A 25,210-nucleotide genomic window follows, 5' to 3' on the forward strand; every position below is an offset into this window, starting at 1 on the left:
GGACTGCAGTCCGCTCAGGATCGGGCCGATCGCGGCGCGTACGGCTTTGACGCGGGCGACGATCAGGCCCAGGGGCGTACCGATGGCGACCGAGGTGGCCGCCGGGACAACCGCATAGAGGCGGAACTGGTCGCCGAGCGGGTCATCCACCACTTCGACACCCGCCCGGGCCGCACTCTTGGGGCCATCGCCCTCTCCCAGGCCCAGGCCCAGGCCCAGGCATCGGCCATCGACCAGGCCGTCCAGCAGGCCCGGCTGCGTCGCCCGGACCTGAACCACTGCTGCACCGAGGACCGTCTCGACGGGTTCATCGTCAAGAACCTCGAATCGGTACAGGGCGACGAGCGTGACGTCATGATCATGTCGATCGGCTACGGTCCGGACGAGCACGGCACATTCGGCACGGACTTCGGCCCCGTCAACAAGGACGGAGGCCGGCGTCGGCTCAACGTTGCCGTCACCCGTGGCCCGCTTCCGTATGGAGGTCGTGGCCTCGTTCCGGGGCGGTGGACTCGCGGACAGCGCGAACGAGAGCGTGCAGCACCTCAAGAGGTACCTGGAGTACGCCGAGAACGGCTCTGCGATCCTTGCGGAGGACGTGATGCAGGGCGACGCCGAACCCGACAGCCCCTTCGAGGAGTCCGTTCTCCAGGTGCTGCGCGACTGGGGATATCAGGCCCAGCCGCAGGTCGGCGTCGCCGGCCACCGCACCGACCTCGGCCTGCGCCATCCGGAGTTCCAGGGTTCGTTCGCTCGTGGCATCGAGTGCGACGGTGCGATGTACCAATCCTCCAAGGCCGCCCGCGACCGGGACCGTCTGCGCGAACAGGTACTCGCCGGTCTGGGCTGGCGGCTCTACCGCATCTGGGGCACCGACTGGTATCGCGGCCGCGCCGCTGCCGAGCTGCGGCTGCGCGAGGCGGTCGAGCCGGCGGTCGCCCGGAGCCCGCTCGCGGCATCGGCGGCGACGGGGCCGGCGGAGCCGACGGCCGCCGCCGGTGCTGCACACGATGCCCAGCGGCGCAGGCCGAGAGCCCGATGAGCGGTACAGCGAACGGGGACGGAGTGCTCCCGCCCGCCGCTGCTCTGGCGGTGGACCACGAGCGCGTTCCGGTAGACACCGGGTCGGACCGGCCGTGGAGCACCGTGTACGAGACATGTGGCACGGCCGTCAGCTCGCCGTACGAACTGCACACGCAGGAGGCCCACCCCGCGTTGCGCAGGCTCCTGGCTGACCTCACAGGTGTCGAGGGGCCCATCCATGAGGAGTTGTTGGTCCAACGGGCACGTGCGGCGTGGGGCCTGGCGCGGGCGGGCCGCCGGATCCGTGACAACGTCCACACAGGGGCGCGCAGCCTCGCGCGTGCGGGCAAGGCCGCAGTCCGCGGCGATTTCGTCGACGTGGCACATCGGGACGAACTCAAGGCCCGCACCCCGGACGGCGAGGGCACCTCGCGCAAGGCCGCGCACGTCGCGTCGCCCCGGCGGAGCGGCAGCCGGCGCTGCACCAGCTTGCGGCTGAGTGCCCTGGAATGTCGCGGGACGAACTGATCCGGCACACTCGTGAATTCTTTGGCCGGCGGCGAGCGGGCCGGGACATAGGCGAAATCTTGGAAGCCGACATCGATGCGCTGTACGACCGGGGGATCCTCGGCGGGGCGGACGGTCGGATCACCGTGGCGAGATGAGGGGACACGGCCTGACCGTCTTCCGGCTCGGTCTCGCGACGGATCAGACCGTGGGGTGAGAGCGGTGGCGGCCAGGAGGCCCGCCGCTGCTGCGTCGTCCGGCTCTCCGGTACGTAGCGGTGAGCCGGTGAGCTCAAGCCCGTGAGGCCGCGCCGAGGTGGCGGGCGACCTCGGCCGGATGGGTGAGCTGCGGGTAGTGTCCGGCCCCGGCGATCTCGGCCACCGGATGGTCGACGGCCGTGACCAGCGGTTCGGCCGAGCCCGCGACGATCTGGACCGGGATGCTCACCCGGTCCAGCAGTGCCCGCAACCTCTCGCGCCCGGCGGCATCCGCACGCAGAGCTGTGACCACCCGGTGCGCCACGCCGGGACGGCGCAGATCGGCCGCGGCGCTTTCCACCTCCGGCCCCTCCGGCAGGCCGAGCGTCCTGGCGAGGCGAGCGGCGGACGCGCGGCGCATCATCGGCACGGCCAGACGGGTGAGCCGGCGGCCGGGGGCCTGCAGAAATGCCGGGGAGACGAGGACGAGCCGGCCGACGCGCTCCGGATGCTCGACGGCGAAGCGCAGCGCGGGTCCGCAGGCCAGCGAGTGGGCGACCAGCACCGGGCGGGTCTGCACCGGACTCAGCAGGTCGGCCAGCCATGCTTCCACCGGCTGGGCGGCGGCGGCCGAGCGCCCCAGGCCGGGCAGGTCGGGCGCCAGGACCGGGCCGGAGAGGTGGCCGGCGAGGGGCGCCCACAGGTCGGCGTTCATCGGCAGTCCGTGCAGCAGGACGTGGGCGGGGCGCCGCCGCTCTCCCGTCACCCACGTACGACTGCCACCCACGGTGTGGAAGCCGTACGGACGCAGCCAGGGCGACGCGGCGCCGAAGCGGGCGGCCACCAGGTCGTCCGCCCATACGCGCAGGGCGTCGGCGGCCGGGGGCATTTCCAGGCCGGCGCGCGCGGCGAGGGCGCGGGCGGAGGCCGTCGGATAGCGGTCGGCCGACAGGAACGACAGCGTCTCGGGGTCGGCACCGGTCACCTTCCGCGGCAGACGCCGCAGCAGGCCGACGGGAATGGTCCGGCGAGGCGCCCGTACGCCCGTGTGGGCGGCGATCGTGCCGATCAGCTCGGGGAGGAGGGGAGTGGTGTCGTCGAGCACCCAGTGGTGCTCACCCGCAGGCGATGCGGGGACCTCCGCCAGAAACCGCGCGAAGTGGCCGATGGTGACGATCGGCAGGAAGACGTCGGGGCCGCCGGGCAGCGCAGGGAGCTTCCCGTTCCACAGGTGCTCGACGAGGGTGGCCAGGCCGATGTACTGGCCCGGCCCGATCACGGTGCCGGGATTGACGAGGGTCAGCGGGACCTCCAACTCGCGCCCCCGGGCGCGCACCGCGCGATCGGCCTCGAGTTTCGACGCCTCGTACGCCCCCAACTCGGCGTAGTCGGGGTGGCCGTCGGACGCGCTCACCCGGTACCCGCTGATGTGCACCAGCCGCCGCAGGCCGGGCAGCGCGGCGGCCCATTCGAGCACGTGGAGCGCCCCGGTGACGTTGGTCGCCCGCGCCTCTTCCACACCGAGGCCGAAGGCGAAGCGCGCGGCGGTGTTGTAGACGTCGCGCACCTCGGGCAGTCCCGTGAGCGGTCGCGTGATGTCGGCGGTGACGATGACCAGCCCGCCGGTGTCGACGCCCTGGGAGGCCAGCCAGGGGGTGAGGGTGTCGGTCCGTACGGCTGCCGCCACCCGCTGCCCCCTGCCGAGCAGTTCGGCGACGAGGGAACGGCCGATGAAGCCGGTCGCACCGAAGACAATCGCGTCCATGGGTCTCCTCAGTAGCAATGGATGATCGATCCGTTAAATGGATCGCTCTACATATTTTTCGTGCCGAAAAGAGGCCCGCCCATTGCGGCGGGCCGGGCCAGGTCGGCTCAGCTCAGCAGGGTGGCGATCTGGCGGGCGACGCGGTTCAGCGGCTCCCTGTTGCGGTGCGCCCTGGCCAGCAGCAGCGCGCCCTCGACCAGGGCCAGGATCGTGACCGCGAGATCGTCGGCGTCCGGATGGCCGTCCAGCCGCGCGCGGAGGGCTTCCTCCCAAGCGGTATAGACCTCCGAGCAGGCCTCCTGCAGCGGGTCGCTGGTGGCGGCCGTTTCGAGCGCCACGGTGGCCACCGGGCATCCCCTGCGCCAGCCCGATTCCTCCAGCCGGTCGCCCAGGAGCCGCAGCACCCCGTCGACGAACTCCGCCACCGACGGGCCGGCATCGGCCAGGCCTGCCAAGGCATCGCCGATCGTCCGGCCGGCCCGGCGTACGGACTCGCCGACCAACTGGTCCTTGCCGCCGGGGAAGTGGAAGTAGAGCGAGCCGCGGGGCGCGCCACTGAGCGCGATCACCTGATTGAGCCCGGCGCCGGCATACCCCCCGGTCTCGACCAGATCCTGCGTCGCATCCAGCAGCCGGTCCCGCGTCTCGGCGCCCTTCTGTCCCATGGCGCAAAACTAGACCGGTCTGCATATTATTTCAACTGCCCTCTACGACCGCCCAGGTCGGGCCGGTGGTCCGGGTGGGGCTGGGCGCGGGGCGCTCGATGCGCGGCTGCTCGGGGCGGTCGCACAGGCGGCACCCACGGCCGCCGGGCGCCGGCAGGAGGCCGGCGGTCACGGCCGTGGGCCTGTTCCTCGCGAGCCGGTGCTCTCCGCGTCAGCTGGTGGCGAGCGGACGCTTGCCGTGCAGGTCCTCGGAATCGTACGGACCGGGCTTCCCGGCCGGCTTCAGGGTGAAGCCGGAGAAGACCTTCTTGCCGTGCACGGTCTTGGGGGCCGAGAGGGTGACGGTCGCCGTCAGCGGCTTGTCGAGGCAGGTGTCCAGGCACCAGCTGCCGGTGACCTTGCCGGTGCCGACCGCCTTCTTTGCGCCCCACTGCTTCCAGTGGACGCTGCCGATCGAGGTGAATTCGGAGAGCACCAGGTTCTTGGGGCTGCGCTCGGCGCTCCCCTTGTCGGCGTTCTCCTCCCCGTAGTGGTTGATGACGTAGGGGGTGGCGACGGAGGTGGACGTGGAGTGGGCCGGGGTGGCGTCTGCCGTGTGGGCGGTGGCGAACATGCCGAGGACGGCGACGCCGGCCAGAGCGGCGGCTCCTGCGGCCGACTTCTTGCGCCGGGTCGTGCTCGGGGTGCGGGTCATGGCTCTCGCTCCGGTTCGTGGGGATCGGTCGATGCTTCAGAAGCTATGGGTGATGTCTCTCGGCGGCCTGTCGGGCGTGTAACAGCCGCTCATCGGCGGCTGTTACCTGACCGCCATATGGGCCCGGGGACTCCGTGGCCGACCGCCGCTCCGGGTGGGAGCGGCCGCTCAGCCGGACGGGCCCGCCCCCACCCCGAACCTCCGCCGGTAGGACGACGGACTCAGACCCGTCTCCCGCCGCAGGTGGGCACGCAGATTGGCCGCGGTGCCCAGGCCGCTGCGCCGGGCGACCATGTCGAGGCGCTGCTCACCGCGCTCGATGAGGCGGCAGGCGAGGGCGATGCGTTCGCCGGTGAGCCAGGCCAGCGGCGTGGTGCCGAGCTGGGCGCGGAAGCGGCGGTGGAGGGTGGCCTGGCTCACGGCGGCGTGGCGGGCGAGGTCGGCGACGGTGAGGGGGGTGTCGAGGTGCTGCTGGGCCCAGGCCAGTACGGGGGCCAGGGAGGCATCCGGGACGTCGGGGACGGGCCGTTCGACGAACTGGCGCTGGCCGCCGTCGCGGTGGGCGGCGAAGACGAGGCGGCGGCTGACGGAGTTGGCGACCTCGGCACCGTGGTCGCGGCGGACGAGGTGCAGGCCGAGGTCGAGGGCGGCCGCGCTGCCCGCCGCGGTGAGGATGTCGCCGTCGTCGACGAAGAGCACGTCCGGCTCGAGGCGTACGGAGGGGAAGCGGTCGCGGAAGGAGTCGGCCCACTGCCAGTGGGCGGTGGCCCGGCGGCCGTCCAGGACGCCGGCCTCGGCGAGGGTGAAGGCGCCGCTGCAGAAGCCGACGAGGCGGGCGCCGCGGTCATGTGCCCGTCTGATGGCGTCCAGTACGGCCGGGCGGCGCGGTACGTCGGTGTCCGGGCGGTTGGGGACGATCAGGGTGTCGGCGGTGTCGGCCAGGGCGTCGAGGTCACCCACGCCGGTAAGGGTGAAGAAGCCGTCCCGCATGAGGGTGCGCGGCAGGGGCGAGCAGAGGGCGAACTCGTAGAGATCCCTGCCGAGTTCGGGTCTGCGCAGGCCGAATATCTCCGTCGCACAGCCGAGCTCGAACGGGTTGGAGTTCTCGTCGACGATCACGACGACGCGGTGGGGGCTGCCGGGCGGGGGCGTGCGGTCCGGGGGCGTGCGGTCCGGGAGCGTCCGGGGCGCGGACGCCGGAGGGTGCGAGGAATCTTGCGGCATATGCGATTTCTAGCACTCGCGAGAGCGCCACGGCACGGCGGAGGATGAGCCCATGAGCAGCGAACCCACCTCTCTTGCCAAGGCGTTGGCCTCCTTCGATGTCCTCTGGAGTCCGCGCATCGTCACCCGTGTCAACGACTACGACGTACGGATCGCCAAGGTGAAGGGGGAGCACATCTGGCATGTGCACGAGAGCACCGATGAGTTCTTTCTCGTGCTCGACGGTGAGTTGCACATCGGGCTCCGGGACGGGGACGGCGAGCGTGCGGTGACGCTGCCGGCCGGGTCGGCGTTCACCGTGCCGCGGGGCACCGAGCACAAGCCGTACTCCGCGGACGGCGCCTCGATCATGCTGTTCGAGCCCACCGGGACGCTGACCGTCGGCGATCGGCACGAGGACGTCCCGGACCATGTGGACGCGACCACGGGGCACTCGCTGGAGGGGTGAGCGCACAGTGATCCGGCAGCGTGGTGGAGCCCCTGGCCTACCTGGCGGCGAACAACGAGCGCAGGTGTCTGCCGTTGACGAGCGCGGCGACGCCTATCAGGAAGAGTCCGCAGGCGCCCTGCTCGATCTTCATCCACAGGGGGAAGGTGCCGGGCACCGCGATGATGGCTGCGATGGCCACGAGCATGACGCCCGAGATGATCCGCAGTCGCCGATACGCCCGGCGGGAGCCGCGGGCCGCGTGGACGGCGCTGACGAAGGTCAGCAGGGCACTGGCGACGACGATGCTTCCCCGTATCCAGACCGCGTCGTTCACTGTCGCGGCATCGCTGGGGAGCAGGGCGATGGCCATGAGGGTGAGCACACTGAGGCCGAGGTAGCCGCCGGCGAGCAGCTTCGTGCCGCGGAACGCCGTCAGGCTGCGCGGATGATGCAGGTTCTCGTCGGCCACCGCTAAGGGCTGCGGGCTGCGGGCGTTCATGGTGTTCCTTTCGCGTGGGGGCGGCGCGATCCGTACGGGCGCCGCAGCAGCGGCTCCTCCTTCGCGGACGGCCGTTTCCAGGATCCGGCCCGCCCGCCGCCCGTTCATCGCTCGCGCGGACGACTCGCGTCGCGTCCGGCGTCAGGGACATATCGGGGGCTGCCCGTAATGGATCCGGGCTCACGCATCAGGGGCGCGCGTCCGTTTACGGATGCCCGTTTACGGACGCTCGCCCGATACGGACGTGCGCCCTGCCCCGGGCGGACCCCACCGGCACGGCCGCCGGACCGGCCCGCTTCCAGAGGTGGAGGTGGGCGTGGAGCTGCTGGTCATAAAGGGCCCCCTCTTGCGTGGAGAACAATGCGTACGGGCATTCCGGGGTGAATCCGCCCAGCGCGACGCCAATTCCATGCCGTATTCGGCGAGTTGACCACCGCTTGGGGCATCTGCAATTCCGGGCATATGGGCCCGGCCTCGGCCGGATATCGCGCGGAGTTCATCACCTCCGAATCGCCGGGCGATCCGCTGGGTGATCCGCTGGGCGATCCGTTCAGCGATTCGCCGGGCGATGCGCCGCGGTGCCCGGATGGCCGTCCCGCGTGGCGGCCCCCGGGGGGCGAAGGCATGGTGGGGGTCAGCGACCAGGAGGCGCCCCATGCTGCGAATACCGCCTCGGAGGCCGCCTCGGAGACCGCCCCCGAGGCTGCCGGGCCGGCTCCTTCGGGGACCGCTGAGGCCCGCCGCCGCAAGCTTCGCCTTCATGGCCATGGCCGCGGTGCCGCTGTCCGCGGCGGGAACCGGTCCGCGGCCGGGCGCCGGGTCGCCACTGGTGATCGCACACCGCGGCGCCTCCCGCCACGCGCCCGAGAACACCCTCGCCGCCGTCGATGCCGCGTACCGCCGCGGGCTCACCTGGGTGGAGAACGACGTCCAGCGCACCAAGGACGGCCAACTGGTGGTCATGCACGACGCCACCCTGAAACGGACGACCGACGCCGAAAAGGTGTTCCCCGGCCGGGCGCCCTGGCGGGTAGGGGATTTCACCGCGGTCGAGATCGCACGGCTGGACGCCGGCAGCTGGTTCGGCCCGCGGTTCGCGGGGGAGCGGGTGCCGACCCTCGCCCGCTATCTGCGCCGTCTGGACCACAACGACCAGCGGCTGTTGCTGGAGATCAAGTACCCCAAGGCCTATCCCGGAATCGAGGCGGGCGTCGTCCGCGAACTCCGCCGCCGAGGATGGCTGAATCGTGCGCATGTCAGAAGTCGGCTGGTCGTGCAGAGCTTCTGCGTGGCCTGCGTAAAAAGGGTCCACCAGCTGGTGCCCCAGGTACGCACGGGCATTCTGGGATCGCCCCCGCCGGCCGGACTGGCGCGTTATGCCCGGTTCGTCGATGAGATCAACCCCCGTATGTCCGCGCTGAGTTCGCGCTGGATCAAGGCCGTCCACCGGCTGCGCGGCCCGCACGGCAGGCCGTTGGAGGTCTATGCCTGGGATGTGGGCAAGAACACGGGAGTGCGGGAGGCGCGGGCCCGGGGGATTGAAGGGGTCATCACCTAGGGCGCATTACTGCGGCATTGTCTTGATTTCGCGCATCGATGGATCCACGTACACCAGTGCCCCCGTCGCACGGTACGTTCAGGGTGCGTGAAGGAGCTGTGGAAGCCGGACAAGCGGCCGGGTGAGCCGCGCCGGGCGGGGATTTACTGGATTCCCGCGGCACGGCTATGGTGCCAGAGATGTTCGACGCCGCCACACTCCCCGTAAAAGAACTAAGACGCAGGATTAGGCTTTTGGGTTCCGATTTGGGGCCCGGTGCGGGCCCGCGTCCAGCTCCTCCTCAGGGTTCGTTCCAGGAGGGCCCTTGAAGAACGATTTTCCGGCGTACGGCGAGCGGCGGACGCCGCTTCCTCCGCAGTGGCAGATGCCGGCCGAGGCGTCGTACGACCCGCCGAGAGCGGGCGCGACCGCCACCATGGCACCGGCGGCCGCGACGGCCACCGGGACCGCCACCGGGGTGGCCCCCGGGGTGGACACCGCAACCCGGCCGACGCCGCAGGCATACCCCGGCGGCCAGGGCACGCGCGCCAGGCCCGCCGCCGGATCGCACGGCAGGCACAAGGCACGCAAGGGACACGGTAAGGCCGCCGCGGCCGACGCCAAGGGAAAGTCCCGCGACGCGTTCTTCGACAACGCGAAGTACCTGGCCATTGTCCTGGTGGCGATGGGGCATTCCTGGGAGCCGCTGCGCGACGGCAGTCGTACGGCTGCCGCGCTCTACATCACCGTGTACGCCTTCCATATGCCGGCGTTCATCATCATCTCCGGCTACTTCTCGCGCAGCTTCGACATGCGCAAGGACCGCCTCCAGCGGCTGATCACCGGCGTTGCCGTCCCCTACATCCTCTTTGAGGTCGCCTACACCCTCTTCAAGAGGTGGGCGGACGACGACCCGCACTACCCCGTCAGCCTCACGGACCCCTGGTACCTCACGTGGTTCCTGCTGGCGCTGTTCATCTGGCGGCTGACCACTCCGCTGTGGAAGATCGTCCGCTGGCCGCTCCCGCTCGCGCTGTCGATAGCGGTGCTCGCGTCCATCTCACCGGACATCGGAAATGACCTCGATCTCCAACGGACGCTGCAGTTCCTTCCGTTCTTCGTCGTCGGCCTGTGCCTGAAGGCCGAGCACTTCAAGCTCGTACGCCGCAAGGAAGCGCGCATCGCGGCCGTACCGGTCTTCCTCGCCGCGCTGGTCTTCGCGTACTGGGCCGCGCCCCGCATGAACGCTGCCTGGTTCTACCACCGGGACGCCGCGCAGGAACTGGCCGCACCCTGGTGGAGCGGCGTGGTGATGACGCTGGCGATGTTCGGGTGCTCGCTGGTCCTGGTGGCCTGCTTCTTCGCCTGGATCCCGGGCCGCACGATGTGGTGCACGGCGCTGGGCGCGGGCACCCTCTACGGCTACCTCCTGCACGGCTTCGTCGCCAAGGGCTCCCGCTTCTGGGACTGGTACGACGCCCCGTGGCTGCACCGGCCCTGGGGCATGGTGCTGCTCACCCTCGGCGCCGGCGCCCTCATCACCGTGCTGTGCACACCACCTGTGCAGCGGATGTTCCGCTGGGCGATGGAGCCCAAGATGACCTGGGCCTTCAAGAAGGACCCGGTCGGAACGGCCCGCGGCCGGAACTGACCATCAGGCGCGCGTGAACGACGTCAGGGGCACCTGCCCCACCGGGCGACTCCGGTGGAACAGGTGCCCCTGACGTGTCTGGTCCCGACCCTTACTGGTCCCGACCTCTGCTGGTCAGGGCTGTTCCGGACTGGTCAGGGCTGTTCCGGACGACCGAGGTCCCCGGGGCGAACGGGCCTCGGCCCACCAGCCGATGCGGCCCGCCACCTCGCCTCCTACGCTCGTCGTACGGCCTACCAACAGCCCCGCCAACGGCCCCGCCAACAGCCATGCGAGCAGCCATGCCATCGGTCAACCCATCGGCCCACCCATCAGCCACCCCGTATGCCCTCGGCCAAGCCAACGGGACGGCGGGCGACCTCACACCGTGGCCCACACCGGTGACCCCATGACCACCCCCACCGGCTCCCTCTGGGGCGGAGACCAGATACGCCTCGACGCCTACCTGGCCCGCATCCGCTACGAGGGCGACCGCGAGCCGACCCTCGACGCCCTGCGCCAACTGCACGCCCGCCACTCGGCATCCATCGCCTTCGAGAACATCGATGTGGTCCTGGGCCGCCCGATCCCGCTCGACCTGGCAACCCTCCAGACCAAGATGATCGACCGCCACCGCGGCGGCTACTGCTACGAGCAGAACCTCCTCTACGCCGCCGCCCTGGACCGCTTCGGCTTCCGCGTCACCGGCCTCGGCGCCCGGATCCGGATGGGCGACGACCGCCTGCGCCCGGTCACCCACGCGCTGCTGAAGGTCGAGCTGGACGGCGAGGACTTCCTCACCGACGTCGGCTTCGGCGGCTCGGCGCTGCTCGAACCCCTTCCCCTACGGGACGGAATCGAGGTCCGCCAGGGCGGCTGGACCTTCGCCCTCGCCTACGAAGGGGAGACCGGGACATGGGCCCTGCGCTCCCGCACCGAGGACGGCTGGATGGACCTCTACGGCTTCGGCACGGAACGCCGCTTCCCCGTCGACTACGCCGTGTTCAACCACTACATCTCCACCCACCCGCGCTCGCCCTTCGTCCATCGCCTGGTGGTCCAGCGCCCGCTCCCCGGTCTACGTACCTCGCTGATCGGTCACGAACTGACCCGCACGCGCCCCGACTGGTCCACGGAGGCCCGCGAGATCGCACCGGAGGAGACTCCCGAGGTCCTGGAAACGGAGTTCGGGATCACCCTGCCGGGCCCGGACGCGGAGGCCCTGGCCGCGTACCAGGGGTCCCTCAGGGATGCCCCCTAGGGGTACACATCGCCCCGGGGGCATCGATGCCCATCCGCGCCACCGGCCATACCTTCTTGCCCGCCGACGATGCCTTCCTGCCCGTCGCCGCTGTCTCCCCCGACAACGCCGACATGCGCTCCGGCAACACTGACGCCGTGCCCGACCCAGCGCCTGCCCCGGCAACGCCTAGCCCGACGACGCCTGCCCGGACAATGCCTTACCCGACCACCGCGATGCCTTCGATCTCCACCAACGCCGCCTCGTCCCACAACCGCGTTGCGCCGATCACGGCCATGGCCGGAAAGTCGGTGCCGACCAGGCGCTTCCACACCAGCCCGAGGTCCCGGGCGTGCCGTCGGTAGTCGGCCACATCGACGGCGAAGACGGTGAGCTTGGCAAGATCGGACGGTCCCGCGCCCGCGGCCGCCGCCACCGCCAGCAGGTTCGACAGCGCCCGCTCGAACTGCGCGACGATCCCCTCCCCGACGATCCGGCCGGTCCCGTCGAGGGCGGTCTGCCCGGCGAGAAAGATCATGGTCCCGGACGCGGCCCGCACGGCATGACTGAACCCCGTCGGCGGTGCCAGATGCGGCGGGTTGATGCGCTCCAGACCGGCCCCGGAGGCGCCCGAAGCAGCCGAAGCGGCCGGCGCAGACGTCTCAGCGCTCATTCGCGGCCCCGTTCATCCCACGTACCCCCTGCGCCTGCCCGCTCATCTCCGGTGGGCTCCCTCCGCCGCCAATTCGTACCGCATACCTAGGGATTCAAGCGCGTCCCGCTCCTCCTGGGGAAGCTCTTCGTCGGAGATGGCGAGATCGAAGTCGGCCAACGGCGCCAGCTCGTAGAGCGCCTGACGGCCGAATGCGGAGTGGTCCACCAGCAGCACCTTGCGTCGTGCCGCGGCCGTCAACGCCCGCTTGACCCGGACGTTCTCCTCCACTTGGTGGCAGCAGGGGCCGTTGTCGACGGCGGAGGTGGACAGAAAGGCGACATCGGCACGGAAGCTGCGCGCGATATCCGCGGTGGACATGCCCAGAAAGGCGTGAACGCCACGTGCGGGCTTGGCCATGGTCAGCGCGGCCGCGCAGATCGCCTTCTTGGCCGCCACCTGCCCACGGCCCCTACCGGCGAGTTCAGGCCGTACGCCGCCGGGTCGTGCCCGCAAAGGCCGCCCCGCCTCGGCGTTCGTCCCGGCCATGGTGGCCGTACCTCCGCGCCCCGGCGCCGACCACTACGGCACGCGGCGGCAGGCCGCCCGGCCGACCCTGCTGCCCGACCAGACTCAGTACGGGTCGGGCATACCGGCCCCCAGCAGGGGCGTACCGGCCGCACCTACGGCGTATCCGCCCCGCCCGCGGCCGCCGCCGTGATCGGCTCCCGGCCGTCCAGCCGGCCCTCCGCCCCGTATGGCCGGCAGCGCACAAACGCCGCCTCGTGGTGAAACGCCGTCGCCTGATGCGCCCTGACCGCCTCCTTGTGCTCGGGCCGCGCGGATCCGTACGCGTACCGGCTCATCGCCGCCACGCTGCGCCATACCGAGAAGGTGCCGACGAACCGGGGCGGCCTGGCCAGGGCAACCGACGCAACCAGCGACGGATCGGCCGCGGCCCGCCCAGAGGCCGTGGAGTTGGCCCGCAGGAACGGCACCGCGCGGCGCAGCCGCAGCCGCAGCCGCCCCAGGGTGAGGACGGCGACCGGACCGTCCTCGTCGTTCATCACGGCGCCCGGAGTCAGTTCCACCGGCATCGGGCTCCACGACCCCGTGGCCCGGACGGGCTGGAGCCGCACATGCCAGCCGTCGGCCATCCGCCGGGCCAGCGGATCCTCGGCGAGAAAGCGGTCGAGGGCGGCGTCGTCCTCCCACGCGGCGAGTAGCGCGGCCCGGCCGGGCCGCAGCCTGGGTATGCCGGCCGCGATGCCGCCGGTGAGGGTGGTCTGCGCGTAACGGAGTCCGGGAACGGCCTCTGGGCGGGGGCGCTCGGTCAGTGCGGCCCGAGCGGCGCGGACGCCGAGTTCGGCGAAGTGCAGGGAAATGATCACGTGGTGCCTCGGAATCCTCGGAACCGCTCAAGTTACTGCATGGTGTACCAAGCGGTACACCTACTAGTATGGGATCTGTCGACGGCGTTGGCCACCCCACCCCGCCACCCGAAATGAGCCAGATCACGTGAGCGAGTGCGCATGAGTGAGATCGACCGGAGCCGGGCCTCCCGCGCCGAGGCCCGTACGCGGATCGAGGACGCCGCCGCCCGGCTGTTCGCGGAGCGCGGCTACGCGGGCACGACCATCGGGGAGATCGCCGCCGCGGCCGGACTGAGCAAGCCGATGCTCTACCGCCACTTCGACTCCAAGCAGGACCTGCACCTCGCCCTGCTGGAGCGGCACCGCGACGAGCTGGCCGCCGCCCCGATCCGTGAACTGCTCGACGGTGAGGGCGACTTGGAAGCCAGAGTGGCGGCGATGTACGACGCCTGGTTCGGCCATGTGGAGAGCCATCCGTACATCTGGCGGATGATGTTTCGGGACACCACCGGCGATCCGGAGGTGCAGGCGTTCCACCGCGAACTGCAGCGCCGGCAGCGGGAGACCGATATGGCGCTGCTCCGCGAGTTCGTGCCCGGCATCCCGGAGGCGGAGTTGGAGCCGCTGGGCGAGGCGATCCGCAGTTCGCTCTACGGTCTTGCGCTGTGGTGGCTGGAACGCCCCGAGCGCCCGCGCGACGTCTTGGTCGCGGCGATGCTGCGGATCACCCGTGGCCTGATGGCTACGGCCGCGGCCCCGGGCGAAGAGCGGGCCGACGACGGCAGGCGCTGAGTCAGGCCGCTTCCGGACGCAGTGTCGTCCGCAGCTGCCCCGTCCGCCGCCCGGTGCAGTGCGACGCCGGTATCACCCCACCTGCCCCCCCCCACACACACAGACGCGTCACTTTGCATCGCCATAGCAATCCACCACCGCCGTCGTGAACGGAAACCGGACCGGTATGTCGCCGAAGGCAATGCGGCCCGCTGCCGCCGCGGCCGTGGTGATGGCCTCGGCGACGGTGTCGGCCTCCTCGGCAGGGCAGTGGACGATGACCTCGTCGTGCTGGAAGAAGACGAGTTCGGCGCGGAGGCCGGCGCGGCTCAGCGCATGGCGCAGGGCCGCCAGCATCAGCAGGGCCCAGTCGGCGGCGCTGCCCTGGACGACGAAGTTGCGGGTGAACCGGCCGCGGGCGCGGGCCGCCGAGCTCTTGGCGTAACCGGCGGGCGGGTCGTCGTCCTGGGGCAGGCCCGCCTCGTCGGGGGGCGCCACAGAGGCGGGCGGGCAGGTGCGGCCCAGCCATGTGCGCACCAGGCGGCCCTCCTCGCCCGCGCGGGCGGCGTCGTCGACGCAGGCCACCGCGGCCGGATAGCGGCGGCGCAGATCGGCCATGTGCTTGAGGGCGTCGCCGGACGTCTGGCCGTAGATGGCGCCCAGTAGGGCGAGCTTGGCCTGGGCGCGGTCGCCGTGGAAGGCGCGGGCGGCGAGGTCGGCGTACAGGTCCTCGCCGCTGCCGGCGACCTCCATCAGGCCGCGGTCGCGGGAGACGGCTGCCAGCACCCGGGGCTCCATCTGGTCGGCATCGGCGACCACCAGGCGCCATCCGGGGTCGGCGAGCACGGCCTGCCGGATCACCTTGGGGATCTGCAGCGCGCCGCCGCCGTTGGTGGTCCAGCGGCCGGAGACCGTGCCGCCGGGGAGGTACTCGGGGCGGAAGCGGCCGTCGCGGACCCACTGCTGCAGCCAGGACCAGCCGTGGGCGGTGTGCAGGCGGTAGAGGGATTTGTAGGCGAGGAGTGGCGCGACGGCAGGATGGTCGATCTGCTGGAGCTCCCATTTGCGGGTGGAGGAGAGGGAGATGCCGGCTCTGGCGAACGCCTTGATGATGTCGTTCGGCAGGTCGGGGCGCACTCGTTCGTCCGGCCCGAAGGCGCGCGACACCTCTTCCGCCAGCTCCGCCATCCGCCGTGGTTCGAGGCCGCCCGGATAGCGCTCGCCCAGCAGCCCGTTCAGCACCTCGCGGTGCACATCCGCCCGCCACGGCACCCCGGCCCGCGCCATCTCGGCGGCGACCAGCATGCCCGCCGACTCGGAGGCGAGCAGCAGCCGCATCCGCTCCGGGTGCTCGGCCTTCGCCGTACGGGCCACTTGGCCGGCATAGACCTCCAGCAGTGCCGTCAGCTCGTCCGTGCCGGGCGGCAGCGGCACCGGGCCCGGATCGAACAGTGACGGCTGGGTCTCGGCGGCCCGCGCCGGCGCGTCCTCGGGGACCGGCAGGCTGTGCAGCCGCGCCCAGGCCGCGGCCAGGGAGCGGGGCTGGCCCGACTGCCCCTCCTCATGGCCGATCAGCAGCGCCTCCGCCGCCTCGACGTCGTAACAGCGCGCGACCCGCACCCCGGCCGCGAGCAGGCGCCGGTAGATCTCCGTGGTGGAACGCCACACCCACCGCTCGACCTCGGGCCGCGAGCGGACCGCCTCGGCGAGCGAGGGCTCTTCCCGCACCGGTCCCGCGGCATGTCCGTCCGGGGCGAGCGGGCAGAGACGAGCACCCCCGTCGCCCGTCTCCGCCACTGCCCATCTCATGTCCCTGAGTCTTGCACCAGGGTCTGACAATCGCCCTGACCTGCGCATTCGGCACCCTGTGGCGCAGCGCAGCGCCGCCGGCCGACACCGACAGCCGCCGGATCCAGCCGGTACGGACGAGGAGCTGCCGTGTGGCGACGGCGGGTTCGGAGGTGAAGGCAGCCTGCGCAGCCGCCGGGCCAGGACCGCGCATGCGTCACCTTCAGTTTCATCGCCAATTCCGCTATTGCACGCAACGCCATTGGCAATCGGCCTGCCATTGAGTTCGGACGGCCCTGACATGCGAAGATGGGAAATTGTTGTGGCTCGGTCCCGGTGCGCAACCTCTTTCACCCGGATGCTCCACTACCTCTTTCCGGGTTGATGCGTTGAACAGCTTGTCGCTCTAAGCGGCGCGTACAGATCCCTGAATGCTGCTCAGTAAAGAGGTTCGCAGTGAAGCTTGTATCAAAGGCTGTCGTCCTGTCCGCCGCCGCGGGTGTGGCCGTTGTGGGCGGAGCCGGAATCGCCGCCGCCGGCGGGCACGGTGGCGCCCACGCCTCCGGTGGCGCCGCCCACTCCCCGGGTGTGGTCTCCGGCAACGTCATCCAGGTTCCGATCGACATTCCGATCAACGTCTGCGGGAACTCCATCAACGGCGGCGGGCTGTTGAACGCGGCGTTCGGCAACAAGTGCATCAACGCCTGACCATCGCCTAGCGCGAGACGCAGGGCCGGTACGTGCTCTCCGTACCGGCCTTTCGCCTGCCCAGGGGCCCAAAGGCAGTGATATGTGTCTATGGATTCGCGGCATTCGGGTGAATGGGCGAAACCGCACTCTCCGAGACGAGTTGACCAGGGCGCTCTGCATACGGGCATTCCGCTTCGAGAAGGGTAAACGGTGATCAAGAGAGTCCTGGCCACGACGGCCGTAGCCGCATCCGACGTCGGAATCTCGGCGACGGTCGCCCCCCAGGCGATGGCGATCGGCAATCGCTCGACGCAGGTCAAGGGCGACCAGGCACCTTCGCCCATCCTGGGCGACATTCCGGTGCTCTCCGGTAGCGGAGTCCACAACCGCTGATCCGACCATCGGCCGCACGGCCGGGCCCGCCGGCACCTCCCTGCGGGCGGACCGGGTCGCGCGGCATCCCGTGACAAACCGTTGGGCGGAATTCTCGATCCCCCTTTCGGTAGGAATTCGTATTCGGAGAGTCCGTCGTCTGTTCGGGCTCCGGTGGCTTTTTTCGCATCGTATGCGCGGCGGCAATCCCCCGAAATGGCTTTACACCATTCGGGCGATTCCTCCGAAAACTCTGCCACGGGAGTTTGGCTGGCGAGGATAAGTCGTTACCAATAACGGCAGCGGAGTTACGGGCGAGCAGGTGAGCGCCCGTGCGGCACGACGGTCGTGTCCGCTACGGACCCGCTGCAGGAAGGGCTGAAAGTGAAGTACGCAAAGGTCGCTGCAGTTACGGTCGGCACGCTCATGGCAGTGGGCGCGGCTACGCCGGCGTTCGCCAACGACGCGAGTGCCAAGGGTGGCGCCAAGCGCTCCCCGGGCGTGATCTCCGGAAATGCCGTCCAGGTGCCGATCAACATTCCGATCAACGTGTGCGGGAACACCGTCAATTTCATCGCGGTGCTCAACCCGGCGTTCGGCAACGTCTGCATCAACCGCTGATTCAAGGCAATTCGATCCAGGTCGCTCTGACCGGCCCCGGCGCGCAGTCCATGTGTGCCGGGGCCGTCGGCGTTTAACGGCGGGTACCGGAAATGCGCACGGTGCGCTTCTTTCGGGTGGCGTTGCCAAGGAGGGGCAACTTCTGAGTTTCTCCGGCGGGTGCGACTCGTTGGTCAGGGCGAAAGCGGTGATCCGAGCAGCGAAGTGATTGCTCACGCGGCCCTGGTGTCGCCGACCCATCAATCACCGCCCGAGAAGGGACAGCAAAAAGTGAAGTACGCGAAGTCTGCCGTGATTGTTGTGGGTTCCGCTCTGGCGATCGGTGCGGCCGCCCCCGCCTTCGCTTCCGGCCCCACGACCCCGCGTATGCACCGCAGCGGCGGGCTGACGGAGACGCTGGCGGCCAACCACGTGGACGGCCGCCACATCGCGCCGCTGGTCAATACGGTCAAGGACACGGCGAAGAGCGTGAAGGGCGGCCCGAAGCTTCTCCACGGCAACAAGTTCGACAACGGCAGCCGGGGGTTGCTCCGTGGGTTGCTGCCGCTCGGGAAGTAATTCCCGGCGCTTGCTCCGAACTTCGCTGACCTCATGAGTGGCTGAGCACGCCTCGGCTCAGCTCTCCGGGAACGGCAAGGGAACCGGTGATATCCGGATAGGGCCCGGGTCCGCCCAGACTTCCTTATTCTGGGCGGCCCAGATCTTTGCTTTTCGTGCGTGTGATAATCGGCCACCCGGTGTGGCATTGTTATTCGGTCGTGACCGAAGTGTGCCGTCCTGATTCGTTGGTCATGACGTGTGGAGGGACGCATGCCAATGCCCTTGCGAGATTGATGGGGTTGCCAGGGCATTGGCATGCCTGCCGGAATCCTGAACGCCATGGCACATCACTGGGCCCGCGCCGCTTTCGGCGGCGCGGGCCCAGTGGCGTTCCGGGTCAGGAAAGTACGCCGAGCAGTTGGGGAAGTCTGGGCAGGCCCGGGAGGTCAGGGGTCGGCAGCCCGCCGAGCGTCGTGCTCACAATGACGTTCGACAGGGCGGTGAGGTTGCTTGTCACCGCCTGAGTGACGGCTTTTTCGTCGCCCGCCGTAATCGCCTTGAGCAGCGCTTCGGACTTTGCCTGGAGGCCGGCCAGGGCGTTGGCCCTGAGGTTGGTGGCGGCCTTTGCGGAACCGGGCCGTGAACCGTTGTCGGGCTGCGAAATGGAGTCCGCGGAAGGGGTCGCGGGGCCGGTCTGCCGGGCGGTGGCGATGGCCTTCTTGATGGCCGTGCTGTGCGTGATGAGTTGATCCGGCGTCAGCTTTCCGTTGTCGGCAGACGTCAGGACGTCATTGATCAGAGCGGTCATCGGTGTGAGCACCCCGGCGATATCGGCGAGGCTCTTGACCTGGGCTTTGAGGGTTTCGCTGTGCGGCAGCGGGGCCTTTCGCGGGGCGGCGTCTGCGGAATGGGCCGGGGCGTCGTTCATGGACGCGATGGCTTCTCCCGCGGCGCCCAGGGCCAGGGCTCCGCACACGGCGGCGGAGGCGAACAGACCGGCCTTCCGGGACATGCGCATGGAAGGTTCCTTTCCGTGGTGTGCGAAGGAGCCGCGCGGTGCGCGGCACTCAATCGCCACCCTGCGAACGGCATTGCCCGTCGGCAAGATCTGATACGGCAGACGGGCGATGTGGCGCCGCAATGGAGTCGGGCGACGCCTTATCGGCAACGCCATTCCCGCTGTTCGGGTGACGGTGCGGAAGTCGTGCCGGTGCGGCGGGTTGGTGGACCGGAGCTTCCGTATCCGGAGTATCGGGAGTACCCGGAATATCCGGAGTTCCTTCTTCCCGAAGGGTAATCAGCAATGACGCAGATGATGGCGGGCCCCGCCGTGGTGGGGCCTCCGGTCGGAATATTCGCGGCGGCCGCACAGCAGGCGAGGGCGATCGATGACCAGCACGGCCCCGTGCGATCGAGGGAAACAGGAAATCCTGAACGACCTGTGCTCCGGTGTGCCGGGCTCGGCGGCCGGCCGAGCGGGTCCGGCGGGCCGCTCGGCCTGGGCCGCCCGGCCGAGGCGGCCGTCGGCATCGCCGGACGACTCGGCCGTGCGCCGTCGTACCGCTGTCGCCGGGCGGGGCTGCGGCTGGAAGCCGTCCGGCGGTGATGCGACGGATCGTGTGGATCAACGCAGGAAACGTGCGTCCGGCACGGGAAGGATCGTTCTTTCGCCCGTTGGTGGGGCGCCGTCTGCCCGGTGGTTTGACGTGATTCCCGGTCGCTGTGGGTGATCCGGGAGACCGCGGAGCCGAGACCTGGCAAAATTATCTAAAAGCCGCAAAGCCGACTGATCGGTGAGGTGTGGGCCATGCGTATCGCACTGGCGCAGACGGACTGCGTGCTGGGTGAGGTGCCGGAGAATCTCGACCACGCGCGCGAGCAGATCGCGGAGGCGGCGGAGCAGGGCGCCGATCTCGTCGTCTTTCCCGAACTGAGCCTGCACGGCTATCACTTGGGCGCGCTCAAGCGGGACGCCGCCATCGAGGCGCGTGATCCCCGGCTGCTGGAGCTGAGCCTGCTCGGGCCCGATGTGCTGGTCGGCTTCCATGAGCACACCAGCCTGCGGGCGTACAACACCGCGGCGCATTATGCGGAAGGTGCGCTGCTGCACGCGCACCGCAAGCTCTATCTGCCCAACTACCTGGCCTGGGAGGAGCGCAAGCATGTCAGTCCGGGGCAGTTGCTGCGCGCGTACGACCTGACGAAGTCGGCGAGCGGCGGGCGGGGGGCCATGCTGGTGTGCAATGACGCATGGCAGCCGGTGCTGCCGTGGCTGGCGGTGCAGGACGGAGCCGAGGTGCTGTTCGTACCGACCAACAGTGCGGCGAGCCTGGACCCGGAGGCGATGGACACCGGCGTGTACTGGGACACCCTGCTGTCCTATACGGCGCGGATGCTCCAGTGCTGGGTGGTGTTCGTCAACCGGGTGGGCAACGAGCACGGTGCTGCGTTCTGGGGTGGCTCGCGGGTGGTGGATCCGCGGGGGATGGTCGTGGCGCAGGCGCCGAAGTGGGAGACCGCGCTGGTGACCGTGGACATCGATCCGGCCGAGGCGCGCCGGCAGCGGCGCGCGGTGCCGTTGGTGGCCGAGGCCCGGCTGGGGCTGGTCGACCGCGAGGTGCGGCGGCTGATCGACGAGGGCGGCGACAGCTAGGCCCTGTCTGGGGACCGCGCCCGGTCAGTGGCCGGGGGCCGACTCCGCGTGCGGTGCGTCTGCCGGGCGTTCGTCCTTGAGGCCCTTGGCCTCGGACTTGAGGATGCGCATCGAGCGGCCGACGCCGCGTGCCATGCCGGGCAGCTTCTTCGAGCCGAAGAGCAGTACGAGGGCCGCGATGATCAGGATGAGGTGCCAGGGCTCGAAGGCGTTGCGGAGCATGGGGGCGCTCGCTTTCGTCGGATGGCGGGTGGCGGTGCCCGGGGGCGGTCTGTCCAGTATTACCCGAACGGTCCCGGCCGCCCGGTGCCGGGGTCGAGCCCCGGACCGGGCGGCCGGCGGGCGCCTACCAGCTGGACTTGCGGACACCCGGCAGGTGGCCCGCGTGGGCCTGTACGCGCAGCGGTGCGCGGGAGAGGCCGAAGGCGCGGAAGCGGCCGCGCGGGCGGCCGTCGACGCTGTCGCGGTGACGGACCCGGGTGGCACTGGCGTCCCGCGGCCGACGGGGGAGCTCGCGCCCGGCGGCGGAGTGCTCCTCCTGTGGGGTCCGCGGATTGCGGATGACGGCCTTGAGGAGCGCGCGCCGGGCCGCGTAGCGGGCGACCGTCGCGCGCCTCCTCCCGTTCTTGGCGATCTTGCTCTGCTTGGCCATCAGACCTTCTCCCCCCGGGCGCGGATCCGGGCGACGGCCGCCTCGATCCCGATGGTGTCGACGGTCCTGATGCCCTTGGCGCTCAGCGTGAGCCGGATGTGGCGGCCCTCGCTCGCCAGCCAGTAGCGCTTGCGCTGGATGTTGGGGTCGAAGCGGCGCGCGGTGCGGCGGTGCGAGTGGGACACGGTGTTGCCGAAGCCCGGCTTGCGGCCGGTCATCTGGCAGTGGGCGGACACGGTGCGGTCCCTCCGGTGGTCGGAGCCCCTGGCAGGAGCTTATTGAAAATGGAATTCATTTGCGTATACTGCCTGGCATGGCCCGCAACGAACTACGCCCGGTCGTCACCCACCCCGACCGCCTGGAACTGCGCAAATACGACCCGGTCATCGGCCGGCATGTGACCTTCCGAGAGGAGCGCTGAGGACAGCGATGAAGCCTGGAATCCACCCCGCCTACGGGCCGGTCGTCTTCCGCGACCGGGCCGCCGGCCACGCCTTCCTGACCCGCTCGACGGCCACCAGTGAGAAGACCGTCGAGTGGGAGGACGGCAACACCTACCCCGTCATCGACGTCGAGATCTCCTCGGCGAGCCACCCCTTCTACACGGGCACCGCCAAGGTGCTGGACACCGCGGGCCGTGTCGAGCGGTTCGAGCGCCGTTACGGCAAGGGCCGGGTCCGCTGAGGGGGCCGCTCAAGGTCGTGCTGGTGGGCGGCCTGCATGCGCAGGCGCGGGGGGCCGCCGTGGAGCGGCTGCTGCGCTCCGTGCCCGGCAGCGTCGCCCTCCACCACGACCTCGACGCCGCCTGGGGGATGGCGCCGCCGCCTGCCTTCGATCAGCTCCTCGCCCCCGTCTCGTAGCGCTGACCGCGGACCGGCCGCGGCCCGTCCCGCCCACCGCACGCATACCGAGGTGCAGGACTGGTTCTCTCCCTCCCCACGAGCGGTTCTGGCGCGCGAAACTCGCGGGCCCGGGGGGGCTGCTCGACCGCATTCCCGACGAAGAGGCGCAATGAACTCCCAGGCCTTCGAGGCCCCCGAGGGCGACCCGGCGGAGGCGACGACGATCCGCCTCGCGCAGTTCCTTCCGCACCCTCCCGCCAAGGTCTGGCGGGCGCTGACCGGACCCGAGCTGATCGCCCAGTGGATGATGCCCGGCGACTTCCGGCCGGCGGTCGGCCACCGCTACGAGATGACGACGCTGCCGCGGCTCAACACCAACTTCTGCGGAACCGTCATCGCCGAGGTGCCGGCCTTCGAGGCGTGAGGGTCCCCCCTGCTCCTTAAGGGCTTGGGGGAGGATGCTGCGGCTGCGGTGGCGGGACGCCGACGAGGGGCAGGGCAGCCTGGCCGACTGGACGATCACCTGGACCCTGGAACCCGAAGGCCGCGGCACCCGTCTTTTCCTCGTTCATGAGGGGTTCGACCCCGACGACCCGTACCAGGTGCAGGCGCACCGGATCACGGGCGGCGGCCGGCGGTCGATTGCGGCGGAACGTTGGGGGAAGGCGCTCGACGAGCTGTGACCGGCGGCACGCGCCGTCGTGCACGTGCATCTGCGCATGCATCCGCATGTGAACACAGCTATGATCCCGGGCAGTTGACACCCTTTCTCACTGGGAGAGCCCTGTGCCCCACGCATACAACGGCATGGCCGCAACGGAGCTCCGTGATGTGGCCTGGCAGAAGAGCCGGCACAGCAATTCCCAGGGCTCGTGCGTGGAATTCGCCAAGCTGCCCGGCGGCGAGATCGCGGTGCGCAACTCCCGCTTCCCGGACGGACCGGCACTCATCTACACCCCGGCCGAGGTCGAGGCGATGCTGCTCGGCGTCAAGGCCGGGGAGTTCGATCACCTCGTACGCGACTGAGCCGACGAAGGCCCTGTCCGGGCGGCCGATCCGCCGGGCAGGGCCTTGGGTGCTCCGTGGGCGTGCGTACCCGTGGGCGCTACGGCAGCCGGAACTGCGCCCATACGATCTTGCCGCGCATCGCGCCGGTCAGCCGGTGCCAGCCCCAGCTGTCGCTGAAGGACTCCACGAGGTAGAGCCCGCGTCCCGATTCCGCGGCCGAGTCGGCCTCCCCGGCGACCGGTGAGGCGTCGCTGGGGTCGCGTACGGCGCAGATCAGCCGCGAGGACCAGCGCATCAGGTGGAGCCGGGCGGGCGCGGCGGCGCCGGCCGGTTCCGGCATACGGGGTTCCGGTACGCGGGGCTCAGAGGCGAGCGGTTCCGTGGCGAGGACCGCATGCCGCAGGGCGTTGGTGACGAGTTCGGAGACCACCAGGGCGACCCCGTCGAAGAGCTCGTCCAGGTCCCAGTCCTGCAGCGTTTCGCGGGTGAACTTCCGTGCACCGCCGACCGATTCGTACCGCGGCGGGAGCGTGCAGGACACGGATCCGGAGACGGACAAGGGGTCGACGGGAGGAAGGCCCTGCCATAACGGCTCGAGCACGGTCAAAACCCTGGTCCCCATGCGAGGCACTCCTGGCGTTCGCGGACGTCATGATCCTGGCCGGGCAGCCGGATCCGGCGGATCTTTCACGAGCGTGCATGCGTGCGACACCTATGGTTCCCAATGACCACGACAGATGCAAGGGCAAATGCACGTGCACACGCCGTAATTGCGTAGGGCCACGATGATTCGCCGTGATTTTTCCCCCCGTCTTCGTGCGTCTTCTTATGGAGGGCTTGAGGGGAAGTCACATATCAGTAACCGCCCGAGCACTCAACGAAGCGCGAACGTGGCAGACTGCGGCGCACCATTGGACGGGCGGGGTCACAGGAGGGTCTGAAGGTGTCCGCAAGTGAGTCGGCAAGCGAGTCGAGCGGTTCGGTGGTGCGGCGCATCCTGCTGGGGGCGCAGCTCCGCAGGCTTCGTGAATCGCGCGGCATAACCCGTGAGGCGGCCGGCTACTCGATCCGGGCGTCCGAATCCAAGATCAGCCGGATGGAATTGGGGCGGGTCAGCTTCAAGGCGCGGGACGTGGAGGATCTGCTCTCGCTGTACGGGGTCGGGGACGAGCAGGAGCGCGAGGCGCTGCTTTCGCTCGCGCGGGAGGCCAACGCCACGGGCTGGTGGCACAGTTACACCGATGTACTGCCCGGATGGTTCCAGACCTATGTCGGCCTGGAGGGTTCGACTTCCCTCATCCGCAACTACGAAGTCCAGTTCGTGCACGGGCTGTTGCAGACGGAGGGCTATGCGCATGCCGTCGTCAAGAGCGGTATGCCCGGCGCCGGTACCCCCGATATAGAGCGCCGGGTCGCGCTGCGGCTGGAGCGCCAGAAGTTGCTGGTGGCCGAGCGCCCCGCGGAATTCCACTGTGTGCTGGACGAGGCGGCGCTGCGCCGTCCTTATGGTGAACGCGAGGTCATGCGGGACCAGTTGAGGCATCTGATCGAGATGTCCGAGCGGCCGAATGTGCGCCTTCAGGTGATGCCTTTCAGCTTCGGCGGGCATGCCGCCGAGAGCGGTGCGTTCACCATGCTCGGCTTCCCGGAGTCGGGTCTGCCGGACATCGTCTATCTGGAACAGCTGACCAGCGCGCTGTACGTGGACAAGCCCGAGGAAGTGGCGCAGTACGCGCGGGCGATGGACCGCCTCCAGGAGGAGGGGCCGAATCCGGCCGAGAGCAGGGACCTGTTGCGTGGTCTACTCCAACTCATGTGACGCGTGGGTAGGATGAAA

General features: G+C 70.1%; 30 protein-coding genes and 4 pseudogenes. 18 read left to right on the top strand and 16 right to left on the bottom strand.

The features are described 5' to 3' along the window. A pseudogene (locus tag AB0D04_RS30790) lies at window positions 1-390 on the bottom strand (hypothetical protein); the annotation flags it as partial. A 73-nt stretch (window positions 391-463) separates the two neighbouring features. On the opposite strand from AB0D04_RS30790, the gene AB0D04_RS30795 reads away from it, so the two are divergent. Both AB0D04_RS30795 and AB0D04_RS30800 read left to right on the top strand, forming a co-directional pair. Beyond that, a complete protein-coding gene (locus AB0D04_RS30795; protein WP_362709877.1) occupies window positions 464-1,042 on the top strand; it encodes a hypothetical protein in 579 nt (192 codons plus the stop codon). 104 nt (window positions 1,043-1,146) lie between these two features. Then, window positions 1,147-1,551: a DUF3320 domain-containing protein gene (locus tag AB0D04_RS30800; protein WP_362709879.1), complete on the top strand. Its 405-nt coding sequence runs from the start codon at window positions 1,147-1,149 to the stop codon at window positions 1,549-1,551. A gap of 270 nt (window positions 1,552-1,821) precedes the next feature. On the opposite strand, the gene AB0D04_RS30805 is transcribed toward AB0D04_RS30800, so the two are convergent. From AB0D04_RS30805 to AB0D04_RS30825, 5 genes are all read right to left on the bottom strand, one after another. Beyond that, complete coding sequence (locus tag AB0D04_RS30805) at window positions 1,822-3,492, bottom strand: alpha/beta fold hydrolase (RefSeq protein WP_362709882.1); 1,671 nt, start codon at window positions 3,490-3,492, stop codon at window positions 1,822-1,824. A gap of 107 nt (window positions 3,493-3,599) precedes the next feature. Further along, complete coding sequence (locus AB0D04_RS30810) at window positions 3,600-4,157, bottom strand: TetR/AcrR family transcriptional regulator (protein ID WP_362709884.1); 558 nt, start codon at window positions 4,155-4,157, stop codon at window positions 3,600-3,602. A gap of 31 nt (window positions 4,158-4,188) precedes the next feature. Further along, window positions 4,189-4,329 (bottom strand): hypothetical protein, encoded by a 141-nt coding sequence (locus AB0D04_RS30815; RefSeq protein ID WP_362709886.1) that lies wholly within the window; start codon window positions 4,327-4,329, stop codon window positions 4,189-4,191. Between the two features lie 39 nt (window positions 4,330-4,368). Continuing rightward, window positions 4,369-4,851, bottom strand: a complete 483-nt coding sequence (locus AB0D04_RS30820; protein WP_362709889.1) for a hypothetical protein — start codon at window positions 4,849-4,851, stop codon at window positions 4,369-4,371. Window positions 4,852-5,019: 168 nt separating this feature from the next. Beyond that, the gene (locus AB0D04_RS30825; protein WP_362709892.1) at window positions 5,020-6,075 is read right to left on the bottom strand and encodes a helix-turn-helix domain-containing protein; all 1,056 of its coding nucleotides are present in this window, start codon (window positions 6,073-6,075) and stop codon (window positions 5,020-5,022) included. A gap of 52 nt (window positions 6,076-6,127) precedes the next feature. Here AB0D04_RS30825 and AB0D04_RS30830 point away from each other — a divergent pair, with 52 nt between their 5' ends. Then, on the top strand, window positions 6,128-6,523 hold the full coding sequence (locus tag AB0D04_RS30830; RefSeq protein WP_362709894.1) for a cupin domain-containing protein: 396 nt from the start codon (window positions 6,128-6,130) through the stop codon (window positions 6,521-6,523). A 37-nt stretch (window positions 6,524-6,560) separates the two neighbouring features. Here AB0D04_RS30830 and AB0D04_RS30835 read toward each other — a convergent pair whose 3' ends face one another. Further along, the gene (locus tag AB0D04_RS30835) at window positions 6,561-7,004 is read right to left on the bottom strand and encodes a hypothetical protein (protein WP_362709897.1); all 444 of its coding nucleotides are present in this window, start codon (window positions 7,002-7,004) and stop codon (window positions 6,561-6,563) included. A gap of 760 nt (window positions 7,005-7,764) precedes the next feature. Between AB0D04_RS30835 and AB0D04_RS30840 the strand changes: the two genes are divergently transcribed. The 3 genes from AB0D04_RS30840 to AB0D04_RS30850 all read left to right on the top strand — a co-directional run bounded on the left by AB0D04_RS30840 (window position 7,765) and on the right by AB0D04_RS30850 (window position 11,432). Then, window positions 7,765-8,562 (top strand): glycerophosphodiester phosphodiesterase family protein, encoded by a 798-nt coding sequence (locus AB0D04_RS30840; RefSeq protein WP_362709899.1) that lies wholly within the window; start codon window positions 7,765-7,767, stop codon window positions 8,560-8,562. Between the two features lie 304 nt (window positions 8,563-8,866). Continuing rightward, a complete protein-coding gene (locus AB0D04_RS30845) occupies window positions 8,867-10,192 on the top strand; it encodes an acyltransferase family protein (protein ID WP_362709901.1) in 1,326 nt (441 codons plus the stop codon). A gap of 388 nt (window positions 10,193-10,580) precedes the next feature. Then, window positions 10,581-11,432: an arylamine N-acetyltransferase gene (locus AB0D04_RS30850; RefSeq protein WP_362709904.1), complete on the top strand. Its 852-nt coding sequence runs from the start codon at window positions 10,581-10,583 to the stop codon at window positions 11,430-11,432. 199 nt (window positions 11,433-11,631) lie between these two features. Here the strand turns inward: AB0D04_RS30850 and AB0D04_RS30855 are convergent, their stop codons facing one another. The 3 genes from AB0D04_RS30855 to AB0D04_RS30865 all read right to left on the bottom strand — a co-directional run bounded on the left by AB0D04_RS30855 (window position 11,632) and on the right by AB0D04_RS30865 (window position 13,454). Continuing rightward, complete coding sequence (locus AB0D04_RS30855; protein ID WP_362709906.1) at window positions 11,632-12,084, bottom strand: RidA family protein; 453 nt, start codon at window positions 12,082-12,084, stop codon at window positions 11,632-11,634. A gap of 42 nt (window positions 12,085-12,126) precedes the next feature. Next, window positions 12,127-12,612, bottom strand: a complete 486-nt coding sequence (locus tag AB0D04_RS30860) for a hypothetical protein (protein WP_362709909.1) — start codon at window positions 12,610-12,612, stop codon at window positions 12,127-12,129. A 134-nt stretch (window positions 12,613-12,746) separates the two neighbouring features. Beyond that, window positions 12,747-13,454 carry a spheroidene monooxygenase gene (locus AB0D04_RS30865; protein ID WP_362709912.1) on the bottom strand — a complete coding sequence of 236 codons (708 nt, stop codon included), beginning with the start codon at window positions 13,452-13,454 and terminating at the stop codon, window positions 12,747-12,749. Window positions 13,455-13,595: 141 nt separating this feature from the next. On the opposite strand from AB0D04_RS30865, the gene AB0D04_RS30870 reads away from it, so the two are divergent. Next, window positions 13,596-14,228 (top strand): TetR/AcrR family transcriptional regulator, encoded by a 633-nt coding sequence (locus AB0D04_RS30870; protein WP_362709913.1) that lies wholly within the window; start codon window positions 13,596-13,598, stop codon window positions 14,226-14,228. 108 nt (window positions 14,229-14,336) lie between these two features. Here the strand turns inward: AB0D04_RS30870 and AB0D04_RS30875 are convergent, their stop codons facing one another. Beyond that, window positions 14,337-16,016, bottom strand: coding sequence for a bifunctional 3'-5' exonuclease/DNA polymerase (locus AB0D04_RS30875; RefSeq protein ID WP_362709916.1), 1,680 nt, complete (start codon window positions 16,014-16,016; stop codon window positions 14,337-14,339). Window positions 16,017-16,451: 435 nt separating this feature from the next. On the opposite strand from AB0D04_RS30875, the gene AB0D04_RS30880 reads away from it, so the two are divergent. From AB0D04_RS30880 to AB0D04_RS30895, 4 genes are all read left to right on the top strand, one after another. Further along, a complete protein-coding gene (locus tag AB0D04_RS30880; protein ID WP_362709918.1) occupies window positions 16,452-16,703 on the top strand; it encodes a chaplin in 252 nt (83 codons plus the stop codon). A gap of 192 nt (window positions 16,704-16,895) precedes the next feature. After that, a complete protein-coding gene (locus AB0D04_RS30885) occupies window positions 16,896-17,078 on the top strand; it encodes a hypothetical protein (RefSeq protein WP_362709920.1) in 183 nt (60 codons plus the stop codon). A 363-nt stretch (window positions 17,079-17,441) separates the two neighbouring features. After that, window positions 17,442-17,678 carry a chaplin gene (locus AB0D04_RS30890; protein ID WP_362709921.1) on the top strand — a complete coding sequence of 79 codons (237 nt, stop codon included), beginning with the start codon at window positions 17,442-17,444 and terminating at the stop codon, window positions 17,676-17,678. Window positions 17,679-17,837: 159 nt separating this feature from the next. Continuing rightward, window positions 17,838-18,236: a hypothetical protein gene (locus AB0D04_RS30895; RefSeq protein WP_362709923.1), complete on the top strand. Its 399-nt coding sequence runs from the start codon at window positions 17,838-17,840 to the stop codon at window positions 18,234-18,236. Between the two features lie 379 nt (window positions 18,237-18,615). On the opposite strand, the gene AB0D04_RS30900 is transcribed toward AB0D04_RS30895, so the two are convergent. Beyond that, window positions 18,616-19,236, bottom strand: coding sequence for a hypothetical protein (locus tag AB0D04_RS30900; protein ID WP_362709925.1), 621 nt, complete (start codon window positions 19,234-19,236; stop codon window positions 18,616-18,618). Window positions 19,237-20,025: 789 nt separating this feature from the next. Between AB0D04_RS30900 and AB0D04_RS30905 the strand changes: the two genes are divergently transcribed. Further along, window positions 20,026-20,871 (top strand): nitrilase-related carbon-nitrogen hydrolase, encoded by an 846-nt coding sequence (locus tag AB0D04_RS30905; RefSeq protein WP_362709927.1) that lies wholly within the window; start codon window positions 20,026-20,028, stop codon window positions 20,869-20,871. A gap of 24 nt (window positions 20,872-20,895) precedes the next feature. Here AB0D04_RS30905 and tatA read toward each other — a convergent pair whose 3' ends face one another. From tatA to rpmB, 3 genes are all read right to left on the bottom strand, one after another. After that, window positions 20,896-21,093, bottom strand: coding sequence for a Sec-independent protein translocase subunit TatA (gene tatA / locus AB0D04_RS30910; RefSeq protein WP_362709929.1), 198 nt, complete (start codon window positions 21,091-21,093; stop codon window positions 20,896-20,898). A 124-nt stretch (window positions 21,094-21,217) separates the two neighbouring features. After that, entirely contained in the window at window positions 21,218-21,523 is a 306-nt protein-coding gene (gene rpsN / locus AB0D04_RS30915; protein ID WP_362709931.1) for a 30S ribosomal protein S14, read from the bottom strand. Continuing rightward, window positions 21,523-21,759 carry a 50S ribosomal protein L28 gene (gene rpmB, locus AB0D04_RS30920; RefSeq protein WP_362709933.1) on the bottom strand — a complete coding sequence of 79 codons (237 nt, stop codon included), beginning with the start codon at window positions 21,757-21,759 and terminating at the stop codon, window positions 21,523-21,525. Before rpmB ends, rpsN begins: the two co-directional genes overlap by 1 nt. Window positions 21,760-21,872: 113 nt before the next feature. On the opposite strand from rpmB, the pseudogene rpmG reads away from it, so the two are divergent. From rpmG to AB0D04_RS30945, 5 genes and pseudogenes are all read left to right on the top strand, one after another. Beyond that, a pseudogene (rpmG, locus tag AB0D04_RS30925) lies at window positions 21,873-21,944 on the top strand (50S ribosomal protein L33); the annotation flags it as partial. Between the two features lie 8 nt (window positions 21,945-21,952). Continuing rightward, window positions 21,953-22,207: a type B 50S ribosomal protein L31 gene (locus tag AB0D04_RS30930; RefSeq protein WP_362709936.1), complete on the top strand. Its 255-nt coding sequence runs from the start codon at window positions 21,953-21,955 to the stop codon at window positions 22,205-22,207. Next, window positions 22,204-22,329, top strand: a pseudogene (locus AB0D04_RS30935) (cobalamin biosynthesis protein CobW); the annotation flags it as partial. The gene AB0D04_RS30930 and the pseudogene AB0D04_RS30935, both read left to right, overlap by 4 nt. 205 nt (window positions 22,330-22,534) lie before the next feature. After that, window positions 22,535-23,048 (top strand): annotated as a pseudogene (locus AB0D04_RS30940) (SRPBCC domain-containing protein). 103 nt (window positions 23,049-23,151) lie between these two features. Further along, window positions 23,152-23,391, top strand: coding sequence for a DUF397 domain-containing protein (locus tag AB0D04_RS30945; RefSeq protein ID WP_362709939.1), 240 nt, complete (start codon window positions 23,152-23,154; stop codon window positions 23,389-23,391). Window positions 23,392-23,470: 79 nt separating this feature from the next. Here AB0D04_RS30945 and AB0D04_RS30950 read toward each other — a convergent pair whose 3' ends face one another. Further along, a complete protein-coding gene (locus AB0D04_RS30950) occupies window positions 23,471-23,995 on the bottom strand; it encodes an ATP-binding protein (RefSeq protein WP_362709941.1) in 525 nt (174 codons plus the stop codon). Window positions 23,996-24,316: 321 nt separating this feature from the next. Here AB0D04_RS30950 and AB0D04_RS30955 point away from each other — a divergent pair, with 321 nt between their 5' ends. Then, window positions 24,317-25,192 (top strand): helix-turn-helix transcriptional regulator, encoded by an 876-nt coding sequence (locus tag AB0D04_RS30955; protein ID WP_362709944.1) that lies wholly within the window; start codon window positions 24,317-24,319, stop codon window positions 25,190-25,192. Window positions 25,193-25,210 lie beyond the last annotated feature (18 nt).

Source organism: Streptomyces sp. NPDC048483, assembly GCF_040651455.1.
Classification (GTDB): domain Bacteria; phylum Actinomycetota; class Actinomycetes; order Streptomycetales; family Streptomycetaceae; genus Streptomyces.